At 71.1% G+C, this 12,491-nt stretch carries 8 protein-coding genes; 3 read left to right on the top strand and 5 right to left on the bottom strand.

The window, feature by feature from the left end; genetic code table 11:
* Positions 1 to 325: 325 nt before the first annotated feature.
* Positions 326 to 1,855 (bottom strand): DEAD/DEAH box helicase, encoded by a 1,530-nt coding sequence (locus HG543_RS07895; protein ID WP_169344076.1) that lies wholly within the window; start codon positions 1,853 to 1,855, stop codon positions 326 to 328.
* Between the two features lie 332 nt (positions 1,856 to 2,187).
* On the opposite strand from HG543_RS07895, the gene HG543_RS07890 reads away from it, so the two are divergent.
* On the top strand, positions 2,188 to 3,210 hold the full coding sequence (locus HG543_RS07890; RefSeq protein ID WP_169344075.1) for a serine/threonine-protein kinase: 1,023 nt from the start codon (positions 2,188 to 2,190) through the stop codon (positions 3,208 to 3,210).
* Between the two features lie 12 nt (positions 3,211 to 3,222).
* Here the strand turns inward: HG543_RS07890 and HG543_RS07885 are convergent, their stop codons facing one another.
* Positions 3,223 to 4,560, bottom strand: coding sequence for a sigma 54-dependent Fis family transcriptional regulator (locus HG543_RS07885; protein WP_246356835.1), 1,338 nt, complete (start codon positions 4,558 to 4,560; stop codon positions 3,223 to 3,225).
* A gap of 154 nt (positions 4,561 to 4,714) precedes the next feature.
* On the opposite strand from HG543_RS07885, the gene HG543_RS07880 reads away from it, so the two are divergent.
* Both HG543_RS07880 and HG543_RS07875 read left to right on the top strand, forming a co-directional pair.
* Positions 4,715 to 6,325 (top strand): serine/threonine-protein kinase, encoded by a 1,611-nt coding sequence (locus HG543_RS07880; protein ID WP_169344074.1) that lies wholly within the window; start codon positions 4,715 to 4,717, stop codon positions 6,323 to 6,325.
* Entirely contained in the window at positions 6,322 to 7,275 is a 954-nt protein-coding gene (locus tag HG543_RS07875; RefSeq protein WP_169344073.1) for a hypothetical protein, read from the top strand. Before HG543_RS07880 ends, HG543_RS07875 begins: the two co-directional genes overlap by 4 nt.
* A gap of 50 nt (positions 7,276 to 7,325) precedes the next feature.
* On the opposite strand, the gene HG543_RS07870 is transcribed toward HG543_RS07875, so the two are convergent.
* From HG543_RS07870 to HG543_RS07860, 3 genes are all read right to left on the bottom strand, one after another.
* A complete protein-coding gene (locus tag HG543_RS07870) occupies positions 7,326 to 8,753 on the bottom strand; it encodes a glycosyl hydrolase (RefSeq protein ID WP_169344072.1) in 1,428 nt (475 codons plus the stop codon).
* Between the two features lie 286 nt (positions 8,754 to 9,039).
* Entirely contained in the window at positions 9,040 to 10,224 is a 1,185-nt protein-coding gene (locus HG543_RS07865) for a LamG-like jellyroll fold domain-containing protein (protein WP_169344071.1), read from the bottom strand.
* Between the two features lie 63 nt (positions 10,225 to 10,287).
* A complete protein-coding gene (locus HG543_RS07860) occupies positions 10,288 to 12,459 on the bottom strand; it encodes an Ig-like domain-containing protein (RefSeq protein WP_169344070.1) in 2,172 nt (723 codons plus the stop codon).
* Positions 12,460 to 12,491 lie beyond the last annotated feature (32 nt).

Raw genomic sequence — 12,491 nt, 5'->3', positions numbered from 1 at the left:
GAACGGGCTGGCTGGCCGTCCGCCATGACTCGGGACCTCGCACGGGCCGGCGAACGTGGAATGGAGGTTCCATTCCGGACAGGAGTCGCCCAGGGAACGGCCTCGCGACGGCGGTCCCCGGGATGGCCGGGGGCTCGCGGACTTCCGCGGAATGGAGGTTCCATTCCGGATGGAGCGGCCCGGAGCGGCGGCAGACCTTGGCGGAATGGAGGTTCCATTCCGCACATGGGCCCGGGCCGGGCCTGCCCTCAGACTCCGGCCGCTTCGAATGAGCCCAACGCCCCCCTCCTATTGCGGGAGGGGCGAGCTGGCTCCGCGTCCTGAATCAGAACCACTTCGGCGACGGACGCCGGGGCGCCGGGGGCGGAGCCTCGGGAGCCTTCGCCGGCGCGTGACCACCGACGGCGGCCGGACGCGGCTGCGCGGAACCCTGCCCACGCGAGGACTGCGAGCCACCCCGGTTACCACCGGAGCCTCCACCGCCCTGCGCCATCCGGTTGCCCTCGGGACGACCCTCGCCGCGGCCACCACCCCGGCCACCCCGACGGCGCCGCGACTGGCCCGACGGATGCCCGCCGCCACCACCATTCCCACCACCATGGCCCGAGCCACGCGCGTGCTGCGCGGGACGTCCGCCATTGCGGTTGCCGCCCTCGGCGCGCTCGGGGCGCTCGTCCCTCTCGGCCGGAGCCGAGAAGTCCGCCGGGCGCGGACCCGGACGGCCCGCGCGGTACGGGTGGTCCTCCACCACGGGCACGCTGCGGCGGATGGTGCGCTCGATGTCGCGCAGGTACGCGCGCTCCTCGGCGTCGCAGAAGGACAGCGCCGTGCCGCTCGCGCCCGCGCGGCCCGTGCGGCCGATGCGGTGCACGTACTGCTCCGGCACGTTGGGCAGGTCGTAGTTGATGACGTGGCTCAGCCCGTCGATGTCGATGCCGCGCGCCGCGATGTCCGTGGCCACCAGCACCCGGATGGAGCCGGTGCGGAAGTCGTCCAGCGCGCGCTCACGGGCGTTCTGGCTCTTGTTGCCGTGGATGGCCGCGGCATGCACCCCCGCGCCCTCCAGCTGCTTCGCCACGCGGTTGGCGCCGTGCTTCGTGCGGGTGAAGACCAGCGCGCGCGGGATGCGGCCCTCCTTGAGGAGGTGCGTCAGCAGGCCGCGCTTCTGCTCGCGCTCCACGAAGTACACCTGCTGGGACACGGTCTCCGCGGTGCTGGAGACGGGCGTCACCTCCACGCGGATGGGGTCCGTGAGGATGCTGCGCGACAGGTCCACAATCTCCGGCGGCATCGTCGCGCTGAAGAAGAGCGTCTGCCGCTTCAGGGGCAGCGCCTTGATGACCTTGCGCACGTCATGGATGAAGCCCATGTCGAGCATCCGGTCCGCCTCGTCGAGCACGAACACCTCGAGCGAGCGCAGGGACACGAAGCCCTGCTCCATCAGGTCGAGGAGTCGCCCGGGCGTGGCCACGAGCACGTCCACGCCGCGCTTGAGCGTCTCGACCTGCGGCGTCTGGCCCACGCCGCCGAAGATGACCGCGTGGCGCAGCGGCAGGTGCTTGCCGTAGGTGGCGAAGCTCTCACCCACCTGCCCCGCCAGCTCGCGGGTGGGGGTGAGCACGAGGCAGCGCACGGGCCGCGCGCCATTGGCGGGCGCCTTCGCGGACAGGCGCTGGAGGATGGGCAGCGCGAAGGCGGCCGTCTTGCCGGTGCCCGTCTGCGCCACGCCGAGCACGTCCTTGCCCAGCAGCGCATGCGGAATCGCCTTGGTCTGGATGGGCGTGGGCGTCGTGTAGCCCTCGGCCTTGACCGCGCGCAGGAGGGAGTCGTGAAGCTGAAGTTCGTCGAAAGTCATGGAGTCCTGAAGTACGGCATCGGTGAGCCCGCCTCCTCCCAGAGAGAGGGAGGAGGCCCGCGCAGCGCGCCCGTTCGAGCTTCGGCTCGGGGCGCCTGGCGGTGCGCGATAGGGCTTGAGGGGCCGAACCGCTCGGGGACGTGGTGGAACAGGGGGGCAACCCCACCCATTCCGGAACAGCGGCGTCGGACCCTGCCCGCTCCACGCGCCAAAGTCCCGTGAAATCAACGCCTTGCCGCGCGATTTACCGGGCCGGAACCCCGCGAATGTCGGGCGCACGGCCCCTTGCCTGCTTCTGAAAGTGGAGAGCCCCGGAATACAGTCGAACCTCCATGCGGCGGGCTCCCAGCCTCGATGACTTCATCCTCCTCAAGCGTCTGGCCCTCGGTGCCATGTCCGAGGTGTTCCTCGCGGAGGTGAAGGACGCGGTGGGGCCGGACCGGCTGGTGGCGCTCAAGCGCATGCGGCCGGAGGACGCGGGCGACGAGGCGTGGTTGCGCCAGTTCCTGGACGAGGCGCACCTGGCCACCCTGCTCAACCATCCGTCCCTCGCGCGGCTGCGCGACTTCGGCCAGGACCACGGGCTCCTGTTCCTCGTGTTCGAGTACGTGCACGGCCTCACCCTGGCCCAGCTGCTGGAGTCCCGCCGCGCCGCGGGTCAGGGGCCACTGCCGTGGCCTCACGCAGTGCGCATCGCCTCGCACGTGGCCGAGGCGCTGGCGTACCTCCACGCGCTGCGCGGGCGCGAGGGCCAGCCGCTGGGGCTCGTCCACCGCGACCTCCACCCCGGCAACGTCATGGTCGCCGACACGGGCGCGGTGAAGCTGCTCGACGTCGGCATCGCGTGCAGGATTGGACGGCTGGCGGAGACGCAGCCCGGCACCGTCAAGGCTCGGCTGGAGTACGCCTCGCCCGAGCAGCTCCGTCAGGAGCCGGTGGAGGCCCGGACGGACGTGCATGGTCTGGCGCTGACGCTCTTCGAAATGCTCTCCGGTGTGCAGCCCATGCGGCGGCCCCATCCCTCGCGGACACTGGAGGCGGTGCTGACGGAGGTCCCCGGAGGACTCGAGACGCTGCGCAATCCCGTCCCCGAGCCGCTCCGGCGCTGCGTGACGGCGGCCCTCGCGAAGGAGCCCTCGCGACGGCCCTCGCTGCTGGAGGTGCGCACGGTGCTCGACCAGTGCCTGCGCGCCGCTGGCGCCCCCATGGTGGGCCTTCCCGAGCTGGCCGCGCTGGTGGCGCCCTGGCTTCCCGGCTCGGGGCGCCTGCCGTGGAGCCAGCATCAACCGGCAGCGGAGGCCACCATCACGCGGACCGGGGACATCTCCCGGCCGCCCGTGGCGCCGAAGCACTAGCGTCCGGACGGCTCAGCTTCCCTTCAGCCCGTAGCGGTTGAGCAGGCCGTGGACGTGGCTGCGAGCCAGTCCCGCGGTCCGCGCCACCTCGGAGACGTTGTTGCCACAGCGCGCGAGCAGCGCCGTGAGGTACTCGCGGGTGAAGGCCTCCACCATCCGCTCCTTGGCCTCCTTGAACGTCAGCCCGCTGAGGTCCTCCGCCGGGGGCACCGCCACGGTGACGGGACGTTCATCCGGCAGCTCCACCTCGCCCGCCGCGAGCACGCGGTGCACGAAGTTGCGCAGCTCGCGCACGTTGCCAGGCCAGTCGTAGGCCACCAGCCGCTGCACCAGCGCGTCCGTCATCGGGAAGTCCGGCTGGCCCGCCTGTTCAAAGAGGTGACGCGCCAGCAGGGGAATGTCCTCGGCGCGCTCGCGCAGCGCGGGCACCCGCACCGGCACCACCGCGAGCCGGTAGTACAGGTCCGCCCGGAAGCGCCCCGCGGCCACCTCGGCCTTCAAGTCCCTGTGCGTGGCCGCCACCACGCGCACGTCCACGTCGCGCTGGGCGTTGTCACCCACGCGGCGCACCGTGCCCGACTCCAGCACCCGGAGCAGCTTCGGCTGGAGCTCCAGGGGAAGCTCGCCCACCTCGTCGAGGAAGACGGTGCCACCGTGCGCCTCCGCGAGGTGCCCCCGGCGCTCGGTGTGTGCGCCCGTGAAGGCGCCCTTCGCGTGGCCGAACAGCTCGCTCTCGATGAGCGAGGGCACCACCGCGCCGCAGTCCACGATGACGAACGGGCCATTGCCACGGGGGGAGGCCTGGTGGATGGCCTCGGCCAGCAGTTCCTTGCCGGTGCCCGTCTCGCCCAGGAGCAGCACGGAGAAGGACGAGCGCGCGGTGCGCTCCAGCACGCCGAAGAGACGCTGCATCACCGCGCTCTGCCCCAGCGCGCGGCCGAAGGAGGTGCGTGGCGCGGGGGCCTCGGCCTCGTCGGACGACTCAGGCATCACGAGCAGCGTCGTCTTGCCGAGCGTGAAGCGGGCCTCGCCCGCCACGGTGACTTCGTGGATGCGCACACCCAACGACCAGGTGCCATTGCGCGAGCCCACATCCCGCACCCGCACGCCCTCCGGGCGGGCCTGCAGCTCCAGGTGGACGCGCGACACCGTGGGGTCGCTCAGCTTGAGGCCCCCCTCCACCTGCGTGCCCACCAGCAGCGTCCCTTCGAGGGGGAGGTCCTGACGCGCATCGGGCCCCATCTCCACCACCACGCGGAAACGCGGGCCACGTGTTGCCGGCCGCCCCTCCGCCAGGGCACCGGGAGACAGTGGTTCGGTGGAGGAAGCGCCCATGAGGTATGGCAACATAGGGCCGTCCATGGCGCCTCACAAGCAACCCCCCGTCTGCGCCACCTGCGGTCTGCCCACCCCCTTTCCCGGCGCTCCGTGTACGGAGTGCACCGCCATCACCGAGCACGCCGGTGAGGCGGGATGGCGCCCACGCGCGTCCACGCGGCAGCCGTTGCATTCCGGTGACACGCTGGAGGGCAAATGGCGGCTGGAGGAGCCGCTGGGCGCCGGAGGCATGGGGCAGGTGTACCGGGCCCGGGACCTCGCGCTCGAGCGGAGCGTGGCCATCAAGCTGCTCCATGAGGCGCTGTGCGAAGACCCGGAGAGCGTGGCGCGCTTCGAGCGCGAGGCACGCGCGATGGCGCGGCTGGAGCATCCGCACATCACGCCCATCCACGCGGTGGGTCAGGAGGGCGGCCGGCCCTTCATCGTGATGAAGCACCTGGAGGGCATGTCGCTGGCGCGCTACCTGCGCTCGCTCCCGGGGCCCCTGCCCGTCCCGGAGCTGCTCTCCCTGGCGCGGCAGCTCTGCGCGGGGCTGGGGTTCATCCACGAACGCGGCTGCGTCCATCGCGACATCAAGCCGGGCAACATCTTCCTGTCTCCGAGCGGGCACGCGACGTTGCTCGACTTCGGCATCCTCTTCGAACATCGCGGCGCGGAGGCCACGCAGAGCGGCGTGCGGCTCGGCACGCCCAGCTACATGGCGCCGGAACAGGCCCGCGGCGAGCCCGTGGATGGTCGCGCGGACCTGTACTCGCTGGGGCTGGTGTTGCTGGAGGCGGCGACGGGGCTGCCACCGGCGAGCACGTGCCGGTTCCTCGGTGAGGGGCCCCAGGGCGCGGCGCGGGCGATTGGCGAGCAGGCGCCGTGGCTTCCCGCGCGGCTCGTGGAGGTGCTCGTGCGCGCCGCCGCGCTGAACCCGGAGCAGCGTTACGAGCGCGCGCCCGCGCTGCTCACCGCGCTGGAGGAGGCGGTGCGACCGGGCACGGCGGTTCCGGAGATGGCGCTCACGCCCGCGCCGGTGGCCGGCGGGGCCGATGAATCATCGGCGGTGCCCGTGCTTCCGCGTGGGACTCGGACACGGCGGCTGGCGCTGATGAGCGTGGGCGGAGCTGGAGTCGTGGCGCTCCTTCTCGGTGTGCTCATGTCGCGGGCCCCGGAGGAGCGTCCCGCCGTGTCCATGACAGGGACTCCACTCACCGACCCGGCGTCCGTCACGTTGGGCTCAGGCTCCGTGCCCGCGCAGGCCATTCCAGATGGGGTGCCGGGCTCCCGAGCACAGGCCCCGGCCGCATCCGCCACGCGGACTCCGGGCACCGCGCCGACGCCTCCTCCGCCCCAGGTCGTGGCGACTTCCGCCACACCGACTCCGGTCAGCGCGACCGCGCCCCCTACCGCTCCGTCGTCCAAGCAACCGACGTCCGTCAAACAGGCGGGCCCCCGGAGCACCACGACCTCGGAGCAAGTGACCTCCCGGTCCGCGAAGCCCGGCACGTCGCGGGGAGCCAGGGCCACGCTCGCGCAAACGTCCGGGCGCGACTCAGCGCGAAACGCCCAGGGGCGGGGCGAGGTGCGCGTGGTCACCCTGCATCAGGGCCGCGCCGTCTGGGCCAACGTCAGCGTGGACGGCAAGCACCACGGCGCGACTCCGGTGTCGCTCGACCTGCCCGTCGGGCGCCACTCCGTCCGGGTGGAGCGTGGCGGCTTCGCTCCGCAGCAACGGGAGGTCGACGTTTCCCCAGGTGCGAAGGCGGTGGTACGCATCGAGCTCCACGAATGAGCGCTCCCCTGTTGGTGATGTCGCTACTGCTGCTCTCCGCCGCCACCCCCTCCGACGAGCCCCGTGAGCTGGAAGCCGCGCTCCAGGCCGTTGCCGAAGGAGACTTCGAGTCCTCGCTCTCGCTCGCGGAAGCCGGCCTGCGGAACTCCCGGGATGACGCCAGCAGCGCAAAGCTCCACCTGGTCCGGGGCGAGGTGTACGCGGCACTCCGCAAGTACGCCCAGATGGAGGCGGCCTTCGCCCAGGCGCTCGAAAGCGACCCGGACGTCCGGCTGGACCCGGAGCGCGTTCAGCCCACCGTCGTCACGCTCTTCGAGAGCCTGCGCGGGCGACTCCGGGGCGAGCTGGCCGTCGAGGTCGAAGCCTGTCCTGGCACGCAGCTGCGCCTTGATGGACAGGTGCTCGGACAGGCGCCCTGGCGGGGACAGGTCCCCATTGGCACGCACACGCTGGAGGTCGGTCCGGGCCTGACCACCCTCCAGGTCACCGTGCGCCCCCACCGCACGGAGCAGGTGCGCGTCGTCCTCTCTCCCACCGCCCTGGATGGCACGCACTCCCGAGAGCTGACCTTCAGCGCCCAGGTCCGGGCCGCGCTGGGCCTCGCTCCAAGCTCGGGCGTGGGAATGGAAGCCGGAGCGCGGCTGGCGGGCACGTATGTGTATGGCGAGCTCAACGCCACCGCGGGCCGGCGGTTCGGAGCGTCCGCGCGACTCGGCGCACAGGGGCCGGAGCTCGTGGGGCCGGTGACCCTCTTCCTCTCCGTCGACGGATACGCCCTGGGAGGCCCCGCGCTGCTCGGTGCCGGGCTGTCCGCCGGGGCCAGCCTGCCCCTCACCCCGCGCTTCGCCCTCTTCGCGGAGCTCAGCGGACGCTGGCTCCCGTCGAGCGACTCATACGAGCGCACGCACCTGCTGGGCGTCTCCGGACTGCGCTTCACCCCGAGCCCCTGAACGAGGAGGCCCCGACCGCGAGCGCGGTCAGGGCGGGGTGCGGCGGTGAATCAGAACAGCTGCTGGTAGCGCGCGGCCGAGTTCGGCATGCGCGTGTTCGGGTTGAGAATCCAGCGGCGGTTGTCCCGGTCCACGTTGAAGAGGCACTCGTAGAGGACCTTGCCCGCGCCGGTGCCGCCGTTGACCTTGAAGAAGTTGTGCATCTGCTCGATGAACACGACGGAGTCACCGTTGTCCGCGTTGCCGGACCACTCGGAGATGGACAGCGGCAGGCCCACGCCGCGGGCGAACTCCAGGTGCTTCGCCAGACCCTTGGGCGCGCCGTAGCCGTCCGTCTGCTGGATGGCCGCGTTCCAGCCGGCCACGTCGGAGACGTACGGGTACTGGTTGTAGTAGTCGACGCCCATCACGTCGACGTAGGCGGCGCCGGGGAAGGTCTTCCGCCAGTCGATGCCCGAGCCCACGGACTCACGGTTGACGTTGAACACCAGCTTGGAGGCCGGGAAGATCTGCTTCTGCAGCGAGCGGTAGCGCTTCCACGCGGCGATGAAGTTCGACGCGTCGGCCGCGGTCACCTTCCACGGATACCAGTTGCCGTTCATCTCGTGGGCAAAGCGGATGTAGACCGTGCCCGGGCGGCTGCCCCACTTGTTCTTCAGGTTGGTGAGCGACTGGCGCCACCGGTTGTCATAGGCACCGGCCGCCGCCGCGCCCCAGGTCTCGCCCGGGCCGATGGCGCCCACCGCGATGTCCAGGTTCGTCTGCCAGCTTCCGTACTCGCCGCCCGGGTCCAGCTGCCACAGGCCCACCTGGGCGTCGTTGTTGTCGGACCAGGTGGCGGCGATCTTCACCGCGCTGCCACGCCACGTCGCGAAGCTGCCCGAGGCCACGCCGACGCCAGCCGCGCCGGAGAGCCAGGGGCCGGAAGTGCCGGGGTCCGAGCCGCCGCCCGTGCCCACGGTGAAGGCGATGCCCGTGCCATCACGCCAGACGCTCGCGGTGTCCTCCCACGTCGGGTAGAGCTCCCAGGTCCCCAGCGGGTCCGTCGAGGCGATGACGCGGGTCGCGGTGAGCGTCACGCTCTCGCCCGGCTGCAGGGTGCGGCCGATGATTCGCGGCGTCAGGTCATGGAACGGACCGCCCGCGTGCGTGCCACCGGGAGCGCGCGCGGTGAGCACGATGTTCTTCGTGGCGACGGCGGTGGTGCCGTTGTTCTTGTACGTCACCGTCGCGCTCAGCGTCTGCCCGCGCTCCAGTGACGTGTCCGTGGCGGTGACGGCCTGGGTGATGGTCAGCGCGCCGGAGACCTCGAGCGCGCTGGACGCGGAGTCCATCGCGACGACGGAGTTCCCTTGCGTCTGGGCGTCGCTGTCGAGGGGCGCGCCGCACGCCGCGGTGAAGGCGAGCATGGCCGCGGCGATGAGCCGCGTCAGATGACCGCGTGAGAAGAAGCCGCGGGGTCCTGCCGTGCGAGACATGGGATGCCTTTCTGGAAAGAAAAAGAAGAGGTGTCTGCGACCGCGCCGGCGCCAGGAGCAAGGGCGATGCCGGCCAGTCCCGATTCCCCCTCCAGAGGGAGTCACGCCCCCGAGCAGCGCGAATCGACTACTCGCGAGGACAGGTCCTGTTCACTCGACAGGACAGATGGCCATGGCGACGAACAGGACCGGGCACGCCGCACACGACTGGCGCGCGCGGCCAATGGCCAGACACATCCACGAAGGTCAGTGGAAGCAGCGTGAGGCGCTCGGACGCGAGGGGCCTTCAGCGCGGCGTCCGCCGCTCGCGCCTCCGGCGAAGCCAGGGCACGAGGAGGAACGGCAGCGCCAACAGCGCACCCGGCGCGGACGCGCAGCCCAGGTCCGTCGTCCAGGGGCCCTCGGCGCCGTCTTCGTCCGGCACCGCGTCGGGCCCCACCCCGGCATCCACCTCCAGGTCGAGCTTCGCCGGAAGGAAGTCCGGATGCGACGCCTCCAGCATCGCCCGCCCGGCGGTGCCACCCGGGCGGAAGTACACACGCCGCTCGGAAGCGCCCAGGGGCAGGAGCGCGCCCTTCACCGGAACCTTGCAGCCTTCATCCGAGTGGAAGGTGCCCGTGTTCCCCGTCACGCGAAGGTCCACGTCCGTCGCGTAGGGCGCGGGGGCGGGCACCGCGGCGGCGGAGCTCCGCAGCGCGACGTCCACCGCGATGCACCCGGATGACGCAACCGCCGGCCGCCGCAGCTCCAGCCGGCTCGCCATGGGCGCGGCGCTCACCCGTACGTCATCGAAGTCGATGAAGCCCTTGAACGTCCCCGTGTCCGACCAGGGCTCACCCACCTGGAACTCGTTGAACACGTACTCCGAATGGTTCCAGTCGCGCCCGGACAGCGGCGAGCCCTGTGCCACACCGTCCACCCACAGCCGGGCTTCCCCGGAGGTGGTGCCCAGGCCCCGGACGCTGAACTCGACGAGGTACCATCGCCCCGGCTCCACCCGCGAGCCATGGAGGCTGAAGTACGTCGGTTCCGGGCCATTGCGCACCGACAGCTCCCAGATGAGCCCCGTCCCCTGCTCCAGCAGCCGCAGCTCCACCAACGCCGGATGCGCCTGCATGAGGATGATGCGCCCGGACGCGGTGACGGACCGAAGGCGCAGCCACGTCCGGACGTGGAACTCCGAGGCGAGGGTGTCCGAGACCGCGATGACACTGGCCAGCGAGCCCGCGGTGCTCGTGCTGTCGGACACCGTGAGCCCGTACCGTCCCCGGTGCGCGCCCTCCGCCCGGCTGGCGAGGGTGTTGGGGCTGACGACCGCCGTCTGGTCCCACCGGCCCGGAGGCGAGTCGCTCGACCGCAGCGTGCCCGACTCGAAGTCATCCGAGAACCAGTCCCCCGGTGCCGCGAATCCGGACAGCGGCTGGAGGAGCACGAAGCCCCCGAGCAACACGGCCGGCCACTTCGCTTTCACCCTTCCCACGAGCATCGCGGCGCACTCTAGCAGCATGACTCGTGGGAAGGGCCCGCCCTCTGACTAGCGGAGCACCGTCAGGTCGACCCGGTCCGCGTTGATGATGATGCCCGACGACGCGGCGTTCTTCCGGCCCGACACCGTCACCGTGAGGGTGTGCGTCCCCGCGCTGAGCACGGGGCTGGTCCACAGCAGCTTCTGGTCCTGGCGCGTGGAGGCGTAGAAGTCCACGTCCACCGGCGTGCCGTTGTCGATGGACACCGACGCGATGCCGTGGTGCGACGCGGCCGAGCCGTACAACCGCGCCTGCGTGCCGTTGAAGCGCACCGTGTAGGACGCGCCCGTGGTCGACGTGTAGTGGTCATCCTGCTGGTACTTGGCCGTGCCCGTGCCCGTCTGCCACGTGCCGGAGTACAGGAACTGCTCCAGGCCGGTGCCCACCACGGCGTCGTTCACCTGCACGTCGACGAGCTGCTGGCCCACCACCGAGAGGTTGACGGTGGCGCTCGTGCCCAGGTTCCCAGCGGTGTCCAGCGCCTTGGCCACCAGCGAGTGCTGACCGGCGGTGGCGTTCCAGGTGAAGGAATAGGGAGACGTCGGGTCCTCGGCCAGCTTCACGCCGTCCACCCACAGCTCCGCCCTCGCCACGCCGCTCGCGTCACTGGCCGTCACGCTCACCGTCACGGCGCCCACGGGCACCGAGCCTCCCGTGGGCTGGGTGATGCTCACGGTGGGCGCCGTCGTGTCGCCACCCTGCGGCCGGGTCACGTCCACGCGGTCCGCGTTGATGACGAAGCCCGACGACGCGGCGTTCTTCCGGCCCGACACCGTCACCTTGAGGGTATGCGTCCCCGCGCTGAGCACGGGGCTGGTCCACAGCAGCTTCTGGTCCTGGCGCGCGGAGGCGTAGAAGTCCACGTCCACCGGCGTGCCGTTGTCGACGGACACCGACGCGATGCCGTGGTGCGACGCGGCCGAGCCGTACAGCTTCACCTGCGTGCCCTCGAAGAGGACCCCGTAGGAGGCGTTGGCGGTGCTGGAGTAATGGTCGTCCTGCTGGAACTTGCCGGTGCCGGTGCCGGCCTCCCAGGTGCCGACGTACTGGAACTGCCCCACTCCGCTTCCGAGCGTGGCGTCGTTGAGCTGCACGGTGTCACCCGGAGGAGGCGGAGGCGGCACCTCGGCCAGCGGGAAGTCCCGAATCATGGGGATGAGGGGGTCGTTCGGCCCGAAGGTGAGCTCGCACGCCGTCGTGGCGTTGGGCCCCCAGTTCCAGACGAAGACGGCCGCCGCGCCTCCGCCAAGGTACTGCTGGAACTTCTGGCGCATGGCGTCCCGGCGCGTGGTGCGGTTCGTCCGGCAGTTGCTGTCGGCGGCGTTGATGCCCGTCTCACCGATAATGAGCGGCTTGTTCAGCGCGTTCATCGCACGGATGGAAGGCCCGAAGTGCGGCGAGACGATGGTGTTGCCGTTGTTGTAGTCGTAGTCGTACTCGTGGAGGCTGCCCACGTCGATGTTGGGGACGTCATGGAGGGACTGGAAGCCCGCCTCGCCACCGTACGCCCACGGCGCCCAGGCGCCCGAGCTGATGAGGTGGTTCGGGTCGAGCTGCTTGATGGTGGTGCTGACGTCGTTGAAGAAGGCCTTGATGGTGGCGGTGTCCGCGTCTCCGGGCTCGTTGAGCAGCTCCCACATGCCCACCGACGCGGAGTCCCTGAAGCGGGTGACGACCTCGCGCACCCAGGGGACGTAGTTCGTACGGTAGCCGCTGGAGTACCAGGAGGGCTGCTTGCCGCTGCCGTCAGAGCCGTTGTAGCCGTCCCACTCGCCGCAGTAGCTACGCCCGTCGGCGAGCGTGAGGATGAGCTTCTGGTTGTACTTCTCGGCCGCGCGCACCACCTTCTCGATTCGAGCAAGTCCTTGCGGCCTGAAGGCCCACGTGCGCGTGAGGCTGTTGGGGCGCAGCCCGGCGAAGAAGGCATCGAGCTGGGCATCGGTGGGCACCGCGCCGCAGCCCGTCAGTGAGAAGGCATTCACGCCCACCATCTGGTAGGGCGCGCCATTGAGGTAGAGCTGCTTGCCCTGCCGGTAGAGGAAGTTGGTGGGGACCGCCAGGGGCTGGGAGTCGGACGCGGGGGCGGCGTCCTCCCCTGCTTCGGGCAACGCGTTGCACGCGGCCAGCACGGACAGGGACAGGAAGCCGAGATATCTGCGGACAGCGGGGAGTGTTCGCATGGTGCTCTCTTGCGGGGTGATGGGGCCTCGCG

The sequence above is a fragment of the Pyxidicoccus fallax genome (genome assembly GCF_012933655.1).
Classification (GTDB): domain Bacteria; phylum Myxococcota; class Myxococcia; order Myxococcales; family Myxococcaceae; genus Myxococcus; species Myxococcus fallax.
This window is presented reverse-complemented; position numbering and strand designations above follow the sequence as displayed.

Excerpts from the sequence above, each read along its gene's own strand:
- HG543_RS07885 (WP_246356835.1), bottom strand. The coding sequence starts at position 4,560 with ATGTTGCCATACCTCATGGGCGCTTCCTCCACCGAACCACTGTCTCCC.
- HG543_RS07860 (WP_169344070.1), bottom strand. The coding sequence starts at position 12,459 with ATGCGAACACTCCCCGCTGTCCGCAGATATCTCGGCTTCCTGTCCCTG.
- HG543_RS07870 (WP_169344072.1), bottom strand. The coding sequence starts at position 8,753 with ATGTCTCGCACGGCAGGACCCCGCGGCTTCTTCTCACGCGGTCATCTG.
- HG543_RS07875 (WP_169344073.1), top strand. The coding sequence starts at position 6,322 with ATGAGCGCTCCCCTGTTGGTGATGTCGCTACTGCTGCTCTCCGCCGCC.
- HG543_RS07890 (WP_169344075.1), top strand. The coding sequence starts at position 2,188 with ATGCGGCGGGCTCCCAGCCTCGATGACTTCATCCTCCTCAAGCGTCTG.
- HG543_RS07895 (WP_169344076.1), bottom strand. The coding sequence starts at position 1,855 with ATGACTTTCGACGAACTTCAGCTTCACGACTCCCTCCTGCGCGCGGTC.